Genomic DNA, 17,152 nt, shown 5'->3' with positions numbered 1-17,152 from the left:
CTTCAGGCGACCTGCACCGTCCAGATCACGTGCATGCGCCACACCATCACGGCGACCGCGAGGGCGACAGCGCCCATGATGACGGTGCTCCACCGGCTGCGCTCGATGAGCGCCCACGCCGCGCCGGCGGGCGGGAGGAGTGCGGCCGAGACGAGGTACGTCCAGTACTCCAGCAGGCTGCCCGTCGGCGGGTTCCCGGCGAACGGCGACACGATGGCGACGACGATCTGCACGATGAGCAGCACCTCGATGAGCGCGAGGGCCCCCACCGTGAGGTCGGACGGTCGGCGTCCGGCGAGCCCCGCGACGACGGCGATGAGGCCCGCGAGAACCGCGACCCCCACCTGAGTGAGTGTGAACCACAGGATCATCCCGCGACCTCCCCGGGCATGTTCATGACGCTCTTGAGCTGACTCCCCCGCCGCTCCACGATCCCGACCAGCCGCCCGTCCGGATCGATCGCGGCCGCGCGCTCGCCCGTGAGGCGCCCGCCGCCGTCGATGCGCTTGCCGTGGCGGAGGTCGCGCGCGTCGTCGGAGCTCACCGCGAGAGCACCGACGACCGTCGCGGCGGCGGTGGCCGGGTTCACCAGGGCTTCCTCGGCGATGTCGTCGACGGATGCCGCTGACCCGACGCCGAACGACCCGATGCGGGTTCGGCGGAGAGCGGTGAGGTGGCCGCCGACGCCGAGCGCGGCGCCCAGGTCGCGGGCGAGCGCGCGGATGTACGTTCCGCTGGAGCAGTCGACGACGACGTCGAGGGCGATCGTCGCCGCTTCTCTCCGGATCGCACGCACGTCGAAGCGTGACACGGTCACACGACGCGCTTTCAGCTCGACCGCCTCGCCGGCGCGGGCCAGGTCGTACGCGCGACGGCCCTGCACCTTGATCGCGGAGACCGTGCTGGGCACCTGCTCGATCTCGCCGGTCAGCTCGGCGACACCGGCGGCGATCGCGGTCTCGGTCACGGCGTCGACCGCCGCGGCATCCGCGCGCCCGGTCTCTTCTCCGTCGGCGTCGTCGCTGTCGGTCGAGACCCCGAGGAGGATCGTCGCCTCGTAGGTCTTGTCGGCGCCCACGATGTAGGTGAGCAGGCGCGTCGCGCCCTCGACGCCGAGCACCAGCAGGCCCGTGGCCATGGGGTCGAGCGTGCCCGCGTGGCCGATCTTCCGCGTACCCAGCGCGCGACGCGCGCGCGCCACGACGTCATGGCTGGTGATGCCCCCCGGCTTGTCGACCAGGAGGATGCCCGCGCGCACCATCAGCAGAAGTCGCCGAACACCTGCACCGGGTGGGCGGGGTCGGAGTTCTCGACGATGACCGACGCCGCAGCCCGGGGCCGCGATGACCGGACGTACTGCTTCTCGGCATCCGGGAGCTCGGGACGGGGAGCACCGAAGGGCGGGTTGGCTTCGAGCCACACCGACCAGTTCCACAAGCCGCGCAGGCCGGACGCGTGAAGGAAACGGCCGTCGACGACGAGGACCGCGCGTTCGGGGGCGGCGGTTCCGCTGCCCTCGAAGGGCTCGCCCGCGCGGAACGGCGCGACGAGACCCTCGCGCACGTCGTCGGCGCCGTCGCCGAGCGTCGCGCGGAACACCGCGGTGCCGTCCTCGGCGACCGCCGCGGCGAAGGCGTCAGCGAAAGCAGTGGCGGCGGCGGCATCCAGGGCGTCGATCGCCACGACAAGACGGCCGTTGCCCGCGTTCTGATGCAGGAGATCGCGGAGGCTGCGCTGCAGGGTCTCGACGGGGTTCTCGCTCGACATGCCTCCAGCCTACGGTCGCCCACCGACACCGCCTCTTCTTGAGCCACGCGGCGACATCGCCTTCCCCTGACGAACGCCGTCTCTCGCGCCGCCCCCGGGGCGGTGGCGACCGTAGGGTGGAGGGATGCCAGGGATCGCCGCACCGCTGATCGCCTGGTATCGCGACAATGCCCGAGACCTGCCGTGGCGCCGGGACGGGTTCGGGGCCTGGGGCACTCTCGTCAGCGAGTTCATGCTCCAGCAGACGCCCGTGGCCCGCGTCATCCCGCACCTCGAAGCGTGGCTCGAGCGGTGGCCGACACCTGCTGACCTCGCCGCCGCACCCCCCGCGGAAGCCGTCGCGCACTGGGCGAACCTGGGCTACCCGCGACGCGCGCTGTGGCTGCACCGTGCGGCCGTGCAGATCCGCGACCGGCACGAGGGAGTCGTGCCGCGCGACGTCGACGCGCTCCTCGCGCTCAGCGGGATCGGTGACTACACCGCCCGTGCCGTCGCGGTGTTCGCGTACGGCGACCGGCATCCGGTGGTCGACACGAATACGCGACGGGTCCTCGCCCGCGTGATCAACGGCGTCGCGCAACCCGGTCCGCCAGGGAAGTCCGACCTCGCCCGGATGACGGCGGAGCTGCCGGAAGACGTGGGCGAGGCGGCGATCGTGAACGCCGCGGCCATGGAGCTCGGGGCCATCGTCTGCACCGCACGCTCACCGAAGTGCGGTGTGTGCCCCCTGGCAACGCAGTGCGCGTGGCGGGCGGCGGGGTACCCGGCATCCGAGGACCGGCGTCGCCGCCAGGCGAAGTACGAGGGCAGCGACCGTCAGGCGCGCGGCGCGGTGCTGAAGGTGCTGCGCGATGCGGCACCCGCGGCGGTGCGCCTCGACGACGTCGTTCCCGACTGGCCCGACCCCGTGCAGCGGGACCGGGCGATCGACTCACTCATCGCCGACGGACTCGCTGAAGCAGAGGACGGCGCGCTCTTCCTGCCCCGCTGAGGTCGCTCGGCTCAGACCGTCGGCGTGACCGGGGCCGACCGCACCGGATCCGGCCCGAGACGCGCGTCGAGGCGGTCGCCCCGGAACTGCCCGGTGAGGACGAGCACCGCGATGACCACGGCGAAGACGCCCCACATGACGAGGCCGAGCGGACCCGCGAGCACGGGTGACGGAGTGACCGAGTCGGCCGCGATCACCAGCGCACCCAATCCCGCCGAGGCGTTGAACGCTCCGTGCGCGAACACCGCAGGCCACACGGATGCCGTGCGCAGTCGCGTCCACCCCAGCAGCACGCCGAAGAGGACGCAGCCACCGATCATCAGCAGGACGCCGAACGCGTTGGGCTCGAGGAAGTTGTAGCCCAGCAGGATCAGCGGGGCGTGCCAGAACCCCCAGAACGCGCCCGAGAGGAGCAACGCCGGCCACACCCCGAGCGGCCGCAGGGCGGGCAACAGGAAGCCGCGCCACCCGAGCTCCTCACCGAACGCGAACGGCGCGTTGATGATGGCGCCGAGCGGGATCGTGGCCAGCTGCACCGCGACGAGAATCCCCACCGGCGGCAGCGGGGTCCCGGGCGGCACCGCGGCCTCCAGCGTCTTCTCGAAGCCGGAGAATCCGATCGGATCGAAGGTCGCGAGGCCCAAAGCCCCCACCACCACGAGACCGACCGCGACGAGCAGCGGTGCGCCGACGATGACGGCCACGCAGGTCCAGATCGTCCGCGCGGCCGGTCGCAGCGGCCACATCCCGAGTTCCCGCAGCACGACGCGTGCACCACGGCGTCCGCGACGACGCCGCTGCACCAGAAGCGCCGCGACAACGCCCAGCGCAGGAGTGAACATCATGGCGGCGGCGACGAGGCCCAGGAACGGATCCGCCAAACCCTGTCCGCGCGACCACAGCGGCAGCGCGATGAGCCACGACAGGGCGACAGAGGTGACGGCGAAGACGCCGATGGAGAGCCAGTCCGGGCGAGACGAAGCGGTCATGCATCGACCCTACGAAGCCCCGGATGCCACCACCTCCCCCGCGCGACGGAGAGACGCTCCTCCTCGCGATGCGGAACGACGAACGGCCGGATACGGCCCCCGCGGGGGCGGCATCCGGCCGTTCGCACGACGCTGTCAGGGGCGCGCTTCGTCTCCCTCGTCGTCACCCTCTTCATCGTCGATGTCGTCATCGTCGATGTCGTCGTCACCGAACTCCCGCGGCTTGACATACGGATCGGCCTCGCCGGCGTACGAGGCGCTCGCGGCGAGACCCGCCACCGACTGGTCGCGCTCGCGCGCTTCGCGCAGCAACGCCGCGATGTGATCGGCGTTCTCGGGGATCGCGTCGAGGATGAACTCCAGCGACGGAGTGAGCCGCGTGTTGAGGTTCTTGCCGACCTCACTGCGCAGCATGCCGGTGGCGGACTTCAGCGCCGCGGCCGTATCGGCCCGGTGCGCCTCGTCGCCCATGACGGTGTAGAACACCGACGCGTGCTGCAGGTCGCCCGTCACCCGGACATCGGTGATCGTGACGAATCCGAGCCGAGGGTCTCGCAGTCCCCTCTCGAGGCGCTCCGCAAGGACCACGCGAATGCGGTCGGCCACACGGGCCTGTCGTTCCCCTGCCACTTCCTTCTCCTTCTCTGGAGGACGGAACGGGGGCCGCGCCCGCAGGCGCGACCCCCGTTCGACGGATCAGCCTCGCGGCTTCTCGACCATCTCGGTGGTCTCGATCTCGTCACCGATCTGGATGTCGTTGTACTTGCCGAGTCCGATACCGGCCTCGAAGTCCGTACGAACCTCGGTGACGTCGTCCTTGAAGCGACGCAGCGACTCGATGGCTAGACCGTCGGCCAGCACCACACCGTCGCGGATGACGCGCGCCTTGGCGTTGCGCGTGATTGTTCCCGAGCGGACGATGACACCGGCGATGTTGCCGAACTTCGAGGAGCGGAACACCTCGCGGATCTCGGCCACACCCGACTGCACCTCTTCGAACTCCGGCTTGAGCAGGCCCTTGAGCGACTGCTCGACGTCGTCGATCGCGTTGTAGATGACCGAGTAGAACCGCACGTCCACACCCTCACGGGCGGCACGCTCACGGGCCTTGGTGTCGGGGCGGACGTTGAAGCCGATCACGATCGCGTTGTCGATCGTGGCCAGGTTGATGTCCGACTCGGTGATCGCACCCACACCACGGTGGATGATGCGCAGCTGGACGCTGTCGTCGACCTCGATCTTGAGCAGCGACTCCTCGAGCGCCTCGACGGCACCCGACACGTCGCCCTTGATGATGAGGTTGAGCGACTCGACCTTGCCCTCTTCGAGAGCGCGGGTGAAGTCCTCGAGCGAGATGCGCTTGCGAGCCTTGGCCAGCTGGGCGTTGCGCTCGGCGGCCTCACGCTTCTCGGCGATCTGACGCGCGGTGCGGTCTTCCTCGGTGACGATGAAGACGTCGCCGGCGCGCGGGACCGAGTTGAGGCCCTGCACCTGCACGGGACGCGAGGGGTAAGCCTCGTCGACCGCGTCGCCGTTCTCGTCGATCATGGCGCGGACGCGGCCGTAGGCCGTTCCGGCGACGATCGCGTCTCCGACGCGCAGCGTTCCCGACTGGATCAGGACGGTGGCGACCGAACCGCGGCCCTTGTCGAGCTTCGCTTCGATCGCGACACCACGGGCCGCCTTGTTCGGGTTGGCCGTCAGGTCGAGTCCGGCGTCGGCGGTCAGCAGCACGGCGTCCAGGAGTTCCTGGATGTTCGTGCCCTGACGAGCCGAGACGTCGACGAACATGACGTCGCCGCCGTACTCCTCGGCGACCAGACCGTACTCAGTGAGCTGCTGGCGCACCTTGGCGGGGTTGGCATCCGGCTTGTCGACCTTGTTGACCGCGACCACGATCGGCACGTTCGCCGCCTGTGCGTGGTTCAACGCCTCGACCGTCTGGGGCATGATGCCGTCGTCGGCCGCGACCACGAGGATCGCGATGTCGGTCACCTGCGCACCACGGGCACGCATGGCGGTGAACGCCTCGTGACCCGGGGTGTCGATGAAGGTGATGGCGCGCTCGATGCCGTCGTGCTCGGTCCAGACCTGGTACGCACCGATGTGCTGCGTGATGCCGCCGGCCTCGCCCGCCACGACGTTCGTCTGGCGGATGGCGTCGAGCAGTCGCGTCTTACCGTGGTCGACGTGGCCCATGACGGTGACCACGGGAGGACGGATCTCGAGGTCGTCCTCGCTCTCGGCCTCGAGTTCGGCGTCGAGGTCGAGGCCGAAGCCCTCGAGGAGCTCTTTGTCCTCGTCCTCGGGGGAGACCATCTGGATCTTGTAGCCGAGCTCCGCGCCGAGGACCTCGAAGGTGGCCTCGTCGAGCGACTCGGTGGCCGTGGCCATCTCGCCCAGGTTGAACAGGATGGTCACGAGCGTGCCGGGCTGCACGGTGTACCCGCGCAGGGCCTCGAGCTTGTCCGCGAAGTCGGCGATCGAGGCGCCGCGACGCAGGCGGATGATCTCGCCGTTGCCCTTCGAGACGTTGACGCCGCCGACGACCGGCGCCGACCGCATCTCGAACTCTTGCCGCTTCGCCCGACGCGACTTGCGCTGCTTGGACTTGCCGCCGCCCTTACCGAAAGCACCCGCGGTGCCACCGCCGGGACCACGGCCACGGCCGCCACCACCACCGGGACGACCGGCGAAACCGCCGCCCGCGCCGGGCGCGCCACCGGGACGCTGGAAGCCACCGCCCGCGCCGCCGGGACGACCGGGACCGCCGGGACGCTGCTGGAACGGAGCACCGGGACGACCGCCGCCACCGGGACGACCTGCACCGCCGGGACGCGGAGCGCCCGGACGGGGAGCGCCGGGGCGCGGGGCCTGCGGACGCGGAATGTTGCCGGGGGTGGGACGCTGTCCCATGCCCTGCGCCGACGCGAACGGGTTGTTACCCGGGCGCGGGCCGGCGGGACGCTGTCCCATGCCCTGCGCCGACGCGAACGGGTTGTTACCGGGGCGCGGAGCACCACCGGGACGCGGGGGGTTCGACCCGCCACCGGCGGGACCGGGACGCGGGCCGCCGGGCTTCGGCGCCTGCGACGCGGGAGCCTGCGCCGGGGCCGCGGGGGCCGGAGCGGATGAGGCGGGCTTCGCCGGAGCGGACGCCGCCGGAGTGGACGCCGCCGGAGCGGACGTCGACGGGGCGGATTCCGCCGGAGCGGGGGCGGGTGCCGAAGGGGCCGGAGCGCTCTTGGGCGCGGCGGGACGCGCCGGTCCGGGCGTGGGACCGGACGGACGTGCGCCGGGTGCCGCTGCGGGGCGGGCCGGGTTCGGGCGAGCACCCGGGCGCGCCGCGGCGGCCGAGGGCTTGGCATCCGAGGATCCGGACGCGCCTTCCGCCGCGAAGGCAGCGCGAAGCTTACGGGCCACCGGGGGTTCGATGGTCGATGAGGGGCTCTTGACGAATTCGCCGAGCTCCTTGAGCTTCGCGAGCGCGACCTTGCTGTCGACGCCGAGCTCGGAAGCGATCTCGTGCACGCGTGGTTTTGCCACAATTCTCCTGTCTGAGGGGTCTACCCCGGACAGGGCAGACCGTTAGTTGCGGACGGGTCTCATTTCGAGCCGTTCACTTCGTGTCCATAGCCGTTCAGCCGTTTCGCTGGAGGGTTGATTCGAAGGTCTGCGTGTCAAGCGGGCCTGACACACGCAATGCTCGTACGAAGGCGCGGCGCGCGAGAGCTTTCCCGACGCACGCGTCCGTCTCGTGCACCCACGCACCCCGTCCCGGCAGGACCGCCCGCTCGTCTCTGACGAGGACCGACCCCTCCGCGACCACACGCAGAAGCGATGATCGGGGGGCACGTGCGCGGCATCCGACGCACGTTCGTACAGGCTCCATGGTACACCTCGCGGTCGTCCGGACGACGGACGCTCAGTTGTCTTCGAGGATGCTGTCCGGCTGGATGTCGATCTTCGCGCCGGTCAGCTTGGCGGCCAGACGCGCGTTCTGGCCCTCTTTGCCGATCGCCAGCGACAGCTGGTAGTCCGGCACCAGGGCGCGGACGGCCTTGGTGGAGGCGTCCAGCACGAAGCTCGACGTGACCTTCGCGGGCGAGAGCGCGTTGGCGACGAACTTGGGCAGCTCGGCGTCGTAGTCGATGATGTCGATCTTCTCGCCGGAGAGCTCTTCCGTCACGGCGCGGACGCGGCGGCCGAGCTCGCCGATGCAGGCGCCCTTGGCATTGACCGTCGGGTCGTTCGCCTTCACGGCGATCTTCGTGCGGTGACCGGCTTCACGAGCGAGCGAGACGATCTCGACCAGCCCGGCGGCGATCTCGGGGACCTCGAGCGCGAACAGCTTGCGCACCAGACCGGGGTGCGTCCGCGACACGGTGATCTGGGGGCCCTTGTTGCCCTTCGATACCGAGGTGACGTAGACGCGCAGACGCGAGCCGTGCGGATAGGTCTCGCCCGGGACCTGCTCCTCGGGCGGGAGGATGGCCTCGACGGTGCCGAGGTCGACGTGGACCATGCGCGGGTTCGGCCCCTGCTGCACGACGCCGGCGACGATGTCGCCCTCCTTGCCGCGGAACTCCCCCAGTACCGCGTCGTCGGCGATGTCGCGCAGACGCTGGCTGATGACCTGCTTCGCCGCGAACGCCGCGATGCGACCGAAGTCGTCGGGCGCCTGCTCCTCCTCGCCGATGACGACGCCCTCGTCGTCGAGGACCGGGGTGAAGATGCCGACATGACCGGTCTTGCGGTCGAGCTCGGCCCGCGCGCCGGCGGGGATCTCGCCGCTGGGCGAGATGTGCTTGGCGTAGGCGGTGAGGATCGCCTGCTCGATGATGCGCGCGAGTTCGTCGAAGGGGATCTCCTTCTCGCGTTCGATCGTCTTCAGGAGTGCAAGATCGATGTCCATCGGGATCCTCCGTATTCAGCTCTCGTCGGCACAACCGGTACCGACAACCCTCCTACGATACCCGGTATGCCGCACCCCCCGCGACCCGCGGAAGGGTTCCGGATGCCGCCGCACAGGCGTTCCCGGCATCCCGACTCGCGTCCGCTCTGCGCAACTCCGGAGAATCTGCGAGCGCGCGAAGATGGCCACGCGTGATTCCGCGGATGGCGCTGGCTGCCTGACGGGAATCTCCGGAGTTCGGCACGCCGCGCCCCGGAGCCCGTGCACCCGCGCCGGACCGGACGCCGGCGTCAGATGCGCTCGAGCGGGTTCGCGGCCAGCTTGTCGAGGACTCCCCCGTCGACGAGCCGTCGCGCCGCCGTGTCGGGCTTGCGCTCCGCCTGATCCACGACGCAGGCGCCGAACTCCGCCGCGAGCGCGCCCCGCGGATGGGCGGCGAGGACCTCGCGCACGAACTCCCGTGGAAGTGCGTCGGGCCGTGCTCCCGAGATGTCGAGTCCGGTCGCGGTCTCCAGCAGATAGCCCTCGGCATCCATGCCCGGGTCGACCCGCGGCCAGTTGTGCCGCACGATCACGTCGAGCACGCGCGCGCGTCGGGCCGTGTCCCACCCGGCCCCTGCGGTGAGGGCGATGCCAACGTGGCCACCGGCGTGCTCGTACGACAGCGTGTGGTTGTCGAACTCGGTCACCGTCCCGATGTCGTGCAGCACCGCCGCGACGTAGAGGAGCTCATGATCGACGCCCTCGATGCCGTCGACGAGAGCGAACGCCTCCGCCCACAGCCACGAGCGGAGAGCGTGGGCGGTGATCGCGGGCGACTGGTAGTGCTGTGCCAGCGCGAGAGCGCCGCGCGCAGCGGCGGTGTCGGGGGCGATGACGTCGGACAGGCGCATGGCGGGGCTCCTTCGGCGGGCGGACGTGCCCGCTTCCCCCACTCTCGCCTGCGCCGGCGCCGCGAACGGGCGCCCGCCGGTCAGCCTTCGGCGTCTTCCTGCCAGAGCGGGACGGATGCCACGACCCGGGGTCGTGGCATCCGTGTCCGCTCAGTTGACGGGAGTCGCGTGCCAGATGCGGTCGAGGTAATCGCGCATCGCCCGGTCGGAGGAGAAGAAGCCGCTGCGGGCGACGTTGAGGATCGCGGAGCGCACCCACGCGTCCTGATCGGCGTAGGCGAGGTCGACGCGCTCCTGCGCATCGACGTACGAGCCGAAGTCGGCGAGCGCCATGAACCGGTCGTCGTACAGCAGGTTCGAGATGAGGGGCTCGAACACCGTGCGGTCCCCGTCCGAGAACGTTCCCGCAGCGATTAGGTCGATCGCTCGGCGCAGGCGGTCGTCCTCGTGGTAGAAGTCGGCGGGACGGTACCCCTCCGCCCACAGGGCTTCGACCTCGGGCTCGCTCATGCCGAAGAGGAAGAAGTTGTCGTCTCCCACGAGCTGGCGGATCTCGACGTTGGCGCCGTCGTCGGTGCCGATCGTGAGCGCGCCGTTGAGGGCGAGCTTCATGTTTCCGGTGCCCGAGGCCTCCTTGCCCGCGAGCGAGATCTGCTCGGAGAGATCCGCGGCCGGGATGATGCTCTCGGCGAGCGTCACGTTGTAGTTCGCCGGGTAGAGCACCTTGAGTCGCCCCTGCACCCGGGGGTCGGCGTTGACGACCTCGCCGACGGCGTTGATGAGGTGGATGATGTGCTTCGCCATCGCGTACCCGGGGGCGGCCTTGGCGCCGAAGAGGAACGTGCGGGGCTGGACATCGTCGACGGACACGCGCCCCGAGACGATGCCGTCGTACGAGCTCACGATGTGCAGCACTTTGAGCGTCTGACGCTTGTACTCGTGGAGGCGTTTGATCATGACGTCGAGCAGGTGCCCGTCGTCGAGGGTCATTCCGTCGCGGGCGGCCAGGACGCGGCTGAGACGGCGCTTGTTCGACGCCTTGACCGCCGCGAACCGCTCGCGGAACTCGGGGTCGTCGGCGAACGCTTCGAGACCGCGGAGGCGCTCGAGGTCGACCGTCCACCCCGCGCCCAGCGTCTCGGTAATGAGGGTCGACAGCTCGGGGTTCGCCAGGCGCAGGAAGCGGCGCGGGGTCACGCCGTTCGTGACGTTGGTGAACTTCTCCGGCCACATGCGCGCGAAGTCCTTCAGCACGTTGTCGCGCAGGAGTTGCGAGTGGAGCTCGGCGACGCCGTTGACCTTGGATCCCGCGACGGTCGCGAGATAGGCCATCCGTACCGAGCGGAACGGGTGCTCACCGATGATCGACATGTCGCGGATGAGCATCTCATCGTCGCCGAAGCGCTCGCGCACCTCGAGCAGGAACTCGTCGTTGATGCGGTAGATGATCTCCAGGTGGCGCGGGAGCAGGCGGCCCAGCAGGTCGACCGACCAGACCTCCAGTGCTTCCGGCAGCAGCGTGTGGCACGTGTAGGCGAAGCACTTCTGCGTGATCGCCCACGCGGCATCCCATTCCATCCCCTTCTCGTCAACGAGCACGCGCATGAGTTCGGGCACACCGATCACGGGGTGGGTGTCGTTGAGCTGGAAGATGACGCGCTCGGGGAGGTTCGCGAGGTCGAACCCCTCGGGCAGCACGTTCTCGACGAAGTCGGCGATGGATGCCGCGACGAAGAAGTACTGCTGCTGGAGGCGCAGCTCCTTGCCCTGCGGGGTGGAGTCCTCGGGGTAGAGCACCTTGGAGATGTTCTCGGCGAAGGTCTGCGCGCGGACCGACTCGACGTAGTCGCCGGAGTTGAAGGTGTGGAGGTCGAAGGCGTTGGTCGCGACCGCACGCCACAGACGGAGGGTGTTGACGCGCCCGTTGTGGTAGCCGGGGACCATCATGTTGTACGGCACCGCGAGCACGTTCCAGTCGGGTACCCAACGCGTCCGTTCGACGCCGCCGTCGTCGTAGGTCTCGGTGCGTCCACCGAACGAGATGGTCTGTGCCGCCTCGGGGTGCGGGAAGTCCCACGGCGAGCCGAGCCGCAGCCAGGCGTCGGGCTGCTCGATCTGCTGGCCGTCGGCGAAGGCCTGGCGGAAGATGCCGTACTCGTATCGGATGCCGTACCCGATCGTCGGGATGCTCATCGTCGCGAGCGAGTCGATGAAGCAGGCGGCGAGCCGGCCGAGGCCGCCGTTTCCGAGACCGGGCTCGATCTCCAGGGCGCGGAGCTCGTCGATGTCGATCCCGCACTGCGCGAGCGCTTCGGTGGCGATGTCGGTCAACCGCGCGGCGAGGAGGTTGTTGTCGAGCTGACGCCCGAGCAGGTACTCGGCCGAGAGGTAGCAGACCGTCTTGGACTGCTGGCGGCTCTGCTGCGCCTGGTCGTCCAGCCAGCGGGCCATGAGGTAGTCGCGGACCGTGCCTGCCAGCGCCAGGTAACGGTCGTTGTCGTCGGAGGTCGACAGCGCCACGCCCTGGTCGAAGTTGAGGTTCTGCAGGAAGCGGCGGACGAAGCCATCGACCGATGCCGGAGGCGCTGCCACGGGGGCGAGCGCGAGCGGGTGAGTCGGACGGGGCTCGGACGCGGAGGAAGTGTTCTCGGGCACGGTTCGACCGTAATGAGAACCGCCCGTGCGCGCCAAGAGGGATCGGCATCGACACAGGATCTTCACCTCGCCGCCGCATGGCCGACGCATCCCACGCCCGGGGTTTGTCGCAACGGGCGAGGACGCGTACGGTTCCCCAATGCCCTCCCCCGCCCGCGTCCTCGCCCGCGACGCCGAGGCAAACCCCGGATTCCGCCTCGCCGCTCGTGCGGGGTATGCCGCCAACGGCATCCTGCACCTCCTCATCGGCGGGCGTGTCATCGCGGTGGGAACGGGCGCCGCCGAGGACACTGATCAGACCGGAGCTTTCCGCGCCCTCGCGGCGCTTCCCCTCGGAGCCGTCGGGTTGTGGGCTCTGGCCGTCGGCCTCGTCGCCCTCGGCGCCTGGCATCTGCTGCAGGCCGTCGCGCCCCGCGGTCTCTCCGGCCCACGACGGCTCGCACGCATCGCTGCCGAGGCACCGCAGGGCATCGTGTTCCTCGCCGTCGGGGTGGTCTCGGCATCCGTCGCCCTGGGCGCCCGCCCCCACGCGGAGCAGGCGGCCGAAGGAATCAGCGCGGGCGTACTGCATCTTCCGATCGGCGGCTTCGTCCTCGGGGCCGTCGGCGTGGTCGTCGCGGCGGTGGGCATCGGCTTCGTCTGGATGGGCGTGCGCCGATCCTTCCGCACCAAAGTCCGGATCCCCGATGGAACGAGTGGAGTCGCGTTGACCGCGCTCGGGATGGCGGGGTTCCTTGCGAAGGGCGTGGCGCTGGTGATCGTGGGCATCCTTCTGGTCGTCGCCGCGATCCGCGTGGAGCCCGACACCGCGGGCGGTCTCGACGGCGCTGTGACGGCCGTCGTCGCGCTCCCCGCCGGACCTCTCCTCGCGGCGCTGGTCGGCGCGGGATTCCTGGCCTACGGCCTGTTCACCGTTCTTCGTGCGCGCTACGCACGCCTGGACGCCTGACGCCCGTCAGTCCAGGTCGGGGTTCCGCCCCGTCCGCTCTCCCGTCTCGAGCGTCGCCATCCGGGCGTGGTCGGCGGCGTCGAGGGCGAAATCGAACACGTCGCCGTTCTCGCGCAGGCGGTCGAGAGACACGGACTTGGGGAACACGACGAGGCCGCGGTCGAGGTGCCAGCGGATGACGACCTGCGCCGGCGTCTTGCCGTAGCGGGCCGCGATGTCGGCGAGCACCGGCTCCTCGAGCAGGCCGCCGCGCGCCAGCGGCGCCCACGATTCGGTGACGATGCCGTGCGCCGTGTTCCACTCCACGAGCTCGTTCTGCGGGAAGCGGGGGTGCAGCTCCACCTGGTCGATGACGGGCAGCACTCCCGTCTCGTCGCGGAGGCGTTCGATGTGGGCGGGCGAGAAGTTGCTGACCCCGATGGAGGTGACACGACCCTCTTCGCGCAGGCGCACCAGCGCACGCCACGTGTCGACGTACCGGTCGGCGCTGGGGATCGGCCAGTGGATGAGGTACAGGTCGACGTGTCCGAGTCCGAGCCGCTCGGCGCTCACGTCGAAGGCGCGAAGCGTCTCGTCGAACCCCTGATCGTCGTTCCACACCTTCGTCGTGACGAAGACGTCGTCGCGCGCGATCCCGGCAGCCCGGATCCCCTCGCCGACCTCCCGCTCGTTGCCGTAGAGCGCGGCGGTGTCGACGTGTCGGTATCCCGCGGCGAGCGCCCCGGCGACGAGATCCGCGGTGACCTCGGCGGGTACCTTGTACGTCCCCACCCCGAGCTGCGGGATGGAGGAGCCGTCGGACAGGGGGACGCGGGGCGCGGAGATCATGGCATCCACGCTATCCGCGGTCGGCGCCCGTCGGCGCGTTGCGTCCCCCTCCTGATCCGCGAGACGTCATCGCGCCGACATCCGCGCGGCAGGATGCAAGGGACTCGTCAGCGTGATGACGTCTCGGCGAATCCGTGGGGCGCACGGACGGACGCGGCGTGAGAGATGGGAGATCCGAGAGCAGCGCTCAGGGGCGCAGACGCGCGATCGCCGCCTCGACCGGCAGCGTCTCGCGCTCCCCCGTACGGCGGTCCCACAGCTCGACCTCTCCGTCGGCCGCGCCGCGACCGACGATGAGGATACGCGGGATGCCGACGAGCTCGGCGTCGCCGAACTTCACGCCCGGCGAGACCTTGGGGCGGTCGTCGTAGAGGACGTCGAGTCCGGCGCCCTCGAGCTGCTCCGACACCGACGCGGCCAGGTCGAAGGCCACGGCATCCCGACCCGTCGCGACGACGTGCACGTCGAACGGGGCGACCGACGGGGGCCAGATGAGGCCCTTGTCGTCGTTGTTGAGCTCGGCGATGATCGCGAGGATGCGCGTCACGCCGATGCCGTAGGACCCCATCGTGACGGTGGCGAGCTTGCCGTTCTCGTCGAGCACCTTCAGGCCGAGGGCCTCGGCGTACTTGCGGCCGAGCTGGAACACGTGGCCGATCTCCATGCCGCGGGCGAGTTCCACCGGGCCCGAGCCGTCGGGGGCGGGGTCGCCGGCGCGCACCGTCGCGGCCTCGACGAAGCCATCGCCGGCGAAGTCACGACCCGCGACGAGCGAGTGCACGTGCTTCTGGTCGATGTTGGCGCCGGTGATCCAGGCGGTGCCGTCCACCACGCGCGGGTCGAGGTAGTACCGGATGCCGGTCGCGGACTCTTTGCCGAGGATGGCGCCGGTCTCCGACCAGGGACCGATGTACCCCTTCACCAGGAGCGGGTTCTTCTCGAAGTCGGCCTCGGTGGCGGCCTCGACCTCGGCCGGCGCGAACGCCACCTCGACGCGCTTGTCGTCGATGTCGCGGTCGCCCGGGAGGCCGACGACGACGATCTCGCGGGTGCCGTCGAGGTGCGTGAGGGCGAGCACCACGTTCTTGAGCGTGTGCGCGGCCGTCCACTCGGCGGCATCCGCGGTGGCGGGGCCTGCGACGCCGGGAGCCGGGGCGTCCAACACCGCGTTGGCGTGGTCGACGAGGGTCGCGATCGTGGGCGTGTTCGGCGAGTCGAAGATCACCGGCGCGGGCTGCCCCTCGATGGGCAGCGCCTCGGGCGCCACCGTCGTGAACGCCTCGACGTTGGCCGCGTACCCGCCCGCCGAACGCACGAACGTGTCCTCGCCGATCGGTGTCGGGTGCAGGAACTCCTCCGACTTCGACCCGCCCATCGCGCCGGCGTCCGCCGCGACGATGACGTACTCGAGCCCGAGGCGCTGGAAGATCCGCTCGTACGCGTCGCGCTGCGCCTGGTACGAGGCATCCAGTCCCGCATCGGTCGCGTCGAACGAGTACGCGTCCTTCATCGTGAACTCGCGACCGCGCAGGAGACCGGCGCGGGGACGCGCCTCGTCGCGGTACTTGTCCTGGATCTGGTAGATCGTCAGCGGCAGGTCCTTGTACGACGAGTACAGGTCCTTCACCAGGAGCGTGAACATCTCCTCGTGCGTGGGGGCGAGGAGGTAGTCGGCACCCTTGCGGTCCTGCAGGCGGAACAGCGCGTCGCCGTACTCCTCCCAGCGGCCCGTGACCTCGTAGGGCTCACGGGGCAGCAGCGCAGGGAAGTGCACCTCGAACGCCCCGGCGTTCGCCATCTCCTCGCGGACGACCGTCTCGATCTTGGCCTTGACCCTCAGTCCCAGCGGCAGCCACGCGAAGATGCCCGGGGCGTTGCGACGGATGTAGCCGGCGCGCACGAGCAGGCGGTGGCTCGTGACCTCGGCATCCGAGGGGTCTTCGCGGAGCGTGCGGAGGAAGTAGTTCGAGAGACGGGTGACCACGATCATCGAGTCTAGAGCGGTGGATGCCACGGCTCAGCCGAGCGCGGCGATCAGGCCGGCCGCGAGCTGCGCCATCTCCTCCTCGATCATGGCCTTGGTTCCGATCATCAGGACGTTCGGCCCGGATTGAACGAGGAGGTAATCGAAGGAAGGCGTCAACTCCGGGAAGAACCAGGCCGCATCCGCCCCGGCAACGACCGTCTCTGAGCCCGAGCTCCGGGCGATCTCGGCGAGATCGGGCGACGAACCGGGACCGAAGAAGATGTCGACCACGCTCGCGACGTTGATCGCCGATCGGTTGTCCACCGCGCAGTAACCGGCGGCGCCGTTGGCGCTCATGACGTCCCACGCCAGACCGTTCGGCAAGAAATCACCCTGATGAGGAACGAGATCCCCCCGCCCGCGGGCCGCCTCGGCGATCTTCAGAACATCGGCACAGTCAGGGAGGGCCCACGCGCCTGAGGGGATGGTGCCGGGCCGGCCGGGTGACGCGGCGGCGCGAGGTCCCACCGCCTCGAGCAATGCCGCGACCTCGTCATCGCGCGCACCCCACGCCGACACGATCGCGTCCCCGAATCGCTCGGTGGAGCGACACGCGAGGCCACCCATCTTGCAGTCGGACGGTACGCCAAGGGAGCCCCGGACGGATTCGGGAACGACCGCAGCGGGGAAGACGTCGACTCCGACCGCCTGGTACTGCTCGCCTCCTGCGCGCCACTGACAGGCGACACCCCCCAGCACCCGGGCATCCCCCGCTGCGAGACCGTTCGAGAGGACCATGGGCACGCCGACGAGAGCCGACACGTCGTTCTCGCTCATCGCATTCCCGCAGTCCCCGTCGAACGCCACGACCGGGGTGCTCGACGGGGTGGCGCTCGGGGTCGGGGTGGGGGTCGGGACCACCGGCGCGACGGTCGCCGTCGGCGTCGGGGTCTCCGCGATCTGCGGTGCCGACAGCGTCGACGTCGCGACCACACCGCCGGCGACGGCAACCACGAGCACCGCCACGATCGACCCCGCGATCCAGGCGTTCCTGCGCGTCAAGAACCTCTCCAACGATGGAACCCCCTGATCAGCGCCGAGGCGTAGGTACGCTTCCACGGGGAAGAACGCCACGGTCACGGTATCCGATACACGGCCTGAACGATCGTCGACGCGATCTGCGAGGCGATGGACGTCAG

Annotated in this window: 15 protein-coding genes; 2 read left to right on the top strand and 13 right to left on the bottom strand. The window is 70.1% G+C overall.

Going from position 1 to position 17,152, the window contains the following annotated elements; all coding sequences use genetic code 11:
• Positions 1 to 2: 2 nt before the first annotated feature.
• Genes ABC271_RS06165 through ABC271_RS06155 form a run of 3 tightly spaced genes read right to left on the bottom strand, consistent with a single transcriptional unit; the run spans position 3 to position 1,767 of the window.
• On the bottom strand, positions 3 to 371 hold the full coding sequence (locus tag ABC271_RS06165; RefSeq protein ID WP_412924015.1) for a hypothetical protein: 369 nt from the start codon (positions 369 to 371) through the stop codon (positions 3 to 5).
• Positions 368 to 1,261, bottom strand: a complete 894-nt coding sequence (truB, locus tag ABC271_RS06160; protein ID WP_412924014.1) for a tRNA pseudouridine(55) synthase TruB — start codon at positions 1,259 to 1,261, stop codon at positions 368 to 370. The genes ABC271_RS06165 and truB overlap by 4 nt, the downstream gene beginning before the upstream one ends.
• Positions 1,261 to 1,767, bottom strand: a complete 507-nt coding sequence (locus ABC271_RS06155) for a nucleoside/nucleotide kinase family protein (RefSeq protein WP_412924013.1) — start codon at positions 1,765 to 1,767, stop codon at positions 1,261 to 1,263. The genes truB and ABC271_RS06155 overlap by 1 nt, the downstream gene beginning before the upstream one ends.
• A 124-nt stretch (positions 1,768 to 1,891) precedes the next feature.
• On the opposite strand from ABC271_RS06155, the gene ABC271_RS06150 reads away from it, so the two are divergent.
• Positions 1,892 to 2,758: an HhH-GPD family protein gene (locus ABC271_RS06150; RefSeq protein WP_412924012.1), complete on the top strand. Its 867-nt coding sequence runs from the start codon at positions 1,892 to 1,894 to the stop codon at positions 2,756 to 2,758.
• Between the two features lie 11 nt (positions 2,759 to 2,769).
• Here ABC271_RS06150 and ABC271_RS06145 read toward each other — a convergent pair whose 3' ends face one another.
• The 7 genes from ABC271_RS06145 to ABC271_RS06115 form a co-directional block, all read right to left on the bottom strand.
• Positions 2,770 to 3,747 carry a CPBP family intramembrane glutamic endopeptidase gene (locus tag ABC271_RS06145; RefSeq protein ID WP_412924011.1) on the bottom strand — a complete coding sequence of 326 codons (978 nt, stop codon included), beginning with the start codon at positions 3,745 to 3,747 and terminating at the stop codon, positions 2,770 to 2,772.
• 135 nt (positions 3,748 to 3,882) lie between these two features.
• Positions 3,883 to 4,377 carry a 30S ribosome-binding factor RbfA gene (gene rbfA, locus ABC271_RS06140; RefSeq protein ID WP_412924010.1) on the bottom strand — a complete coding sequence of 165 codons (495 nt, stop codon included), beginning with the start codon at positions 4,375 to 4,377 and terminating at the stop codon, positions 3,883 to 3,885.
• Between the two features lie 66 nt (positions 4,378 to 4,443).
• Positions 4,444 to 7,293, bottom strand: coding sequence for a translation initiation factor IF-2 (gene infB, locus ABC271_RS06135; protein ID WP_412924009.1), 2,850 nt, complete (start codon positions 7,291 to 7,293; stop codon positions 4,444 to 4,446).
• A 94-nt stretch (positions 7,294 to 7,387) separates the two neighbouring features.
• The gene (locus ABC271_RS06130) at positions 7,388 to 7,639 is read right to left on the bottom strand and encodes a YlxR family protein (RefSeq protein WP_076490888.1); all 252 of its coding nucleotides are present in this window, start codon (positions 7,637 to 7,639) and stop codon (positions 7,388 to 7,390) included.
• Positions 7,640 to 7,672: 33 nt separating this feature from the next.
• Positions 7,673 to 8,662 (bottom strand): transcription termination factor NusA, encoded by a 990-nt coding sequence (nusA, locus tag ABC271_RS06125; RefSeq protein WP_412924008.1) that lies wholly within the window; start codon positions 8,660 to 8,662, stop codon positions 7,673 to 7,675.
• A gap of 290 nt (positions 8,663 to 8,952) precedes the next feature.
• Positions 8,953 to 9,555, bottom strand: coding sequence for an HD domain-containing protein (locus tag ABC271_RS06120; protein ID WP_412924007.1), 603 nt, complete (start codon positions 9,553 to 9,555; stop codon positions 8,953 to 8,955).
• 150 nt (positions 9,556 to 9,705) lie between these two features.
• Positions 9,706 to 12,210 (bottom strand): glycogen/starch/alpha-glucan phosphorylase, encoded by a 2,505-nt coding sequence (locus ABC271_RS06115; protein WP_412924006.1) that lies wholly within the window; start codon positions 12,208 to 12,210, stop codon positions 9,706 to 9,708.
• 139 nt (positions 12,211 to 12,349) lie between these two features.
• On the opposite strand from ABC271_RS06115, the gene ABC271_RS06110 reads away from it, so the two are divergent.
• Positions 12,350 to 13,159: a DUF1206 domain-containing protein gene (locus ABC271_RS06110; RefSeq protein ID WP_412924005.1), complete on the top strand. Its 810-nt coding sequence runs from the start codon at positions 12,350 to 12,352 to the stop codon at positions 13,157 to 13,159.
• Between the two features lie 6 nt (positions 13,160 to 13,165).
• Here ABC271_RS06110 and ABC271_RS06105 read toward each other — a convergent pair whose 3' ends face one another.
• From ABC271_RS06105 to ABC271_RS06095, 3 genes are all read right to left on the bottom strand, one after another.
• Positions 13,166 to 13,987: an aldo/keto reductase gene (locus tag ABC271_RS06105; protein WP_412924004.1), complete on the bottom strand. Its 822-nt coding sequence runs from the start codon at positions 13,985 to 13,987 to the stop codon at positions 13,166 to 13,168.
• A gap of 187 nt (positions 13,988 to 14,174) precedes the next feature.
• Positions 14,175 to 15,971, bottom strand: a complete 1,797-nt coding sequence (locus ABC271_RS06100) for a proline--tRNA ligase (protein ID WP_412924003.1) — start codon at positions 15,969 to 15,971, stop codon at positions 14,175 to 14,177.
• Positions 15,972 to 16,004: 33 nt separating this feature from the next.
• Positions 16,005 to 17,015: a hypothetical protein gene (locus ABC271_RS06095; RefSeq protein WP_412924002.1), complete on the bottom strand. Its 1,011-nt coding sequence runs from the start codon at positions 17,013 to 17,015 to the stop codon at positions 16,005 to 16,007.
• Between the last annotated feature and the right edge of the window lie 137 nt (positions 17,016 to 17,152).

The sequence above is a fragment of the Microbacterium canaveralium genome, assembly GCF_047238045.1.
Lineage (GTDB): Bacteria > Actinomycetota > Actinomycetes > Actinomycetales > Microbacteriaceae > Microbacterium.
Note: the sequence above shows the minus strand (reverse complement) of the source record. Positions and strands in the feature narration are given on the sequence as shown.

Bases quoted from the DNA above. Each gene is read 5' to 3' on its own strand.
- ABC271_RS06150 (WP_412924012.1), top strand. From the start codon at position 1,892: ATGCCAGGGATCGCCGCACCGCTGATCGCCTGGTATCGCGACAATGCC.
- ABC271_RS06120 (WP_412924007.1), bottom strand. From the start codon at position 9,555: ATGCGCCTGTCCGACGTCATCGCCCCCGACACCGCCGCTGCGCGCGGC.
- ABC271_RS06145 (WP_412924011.1), bottom strand. From the start codon at position 3,747: ATGACCGCTTCGTCTCGCCCGGACTGGCTCTCCATCGGCGTCTTCGCC.
- ABC271_RS06105 (WP_412924004.1), bottom strand. From the start codon at position 13,987: ATGATCTCCGCGCCCCGCGTCCCCCTGTCCGACGGCTCCTCCATCCCG.
- ABC271_RS06165 (WP_412924015.1), bottom strand. From the start codon at position 371: ATGATCCTGTGGTTCACACTCACTCAGGTGGGGGTCGCGGTTCTCGCG.
- truB (WP_412924014.1), bottom strand. From the start codon at position 1,261: ATGGTGCGCGCGGGCATCCTCCTGGTCGACAAGCCGGGGGGCATCACC.
- ABC271_RS06130 (WP_076490888.1), bottom strand. From the start codon at position 7,639: ATGGAGCCTGTACGAACGTGCGTCGGATGCCGCGCACGTGCCCCCCGA.
- nusA (WP_412924008.1), bottom strand. From the start codon at position 8,662: ATGGACATCGATCTTGCACTCCTGAAGACGATCGAACGCGAGAAGGAG.
- ABC271_RS06155 (WP_412924013.1), bottom strand. From the start codon at position 1,767: ATGTCGAGCGAGAACCCCGTCGAGACCCTGCAGCGCAGCCTCCGCGAT.
- ABC271_RS06110 (WP_412924005.1), top strand. From the start codon at position 12,350: ATGCCCTCCCCCGCCCGCGTCCTCGCCCGCGACGCCGAGGCAAACCCC.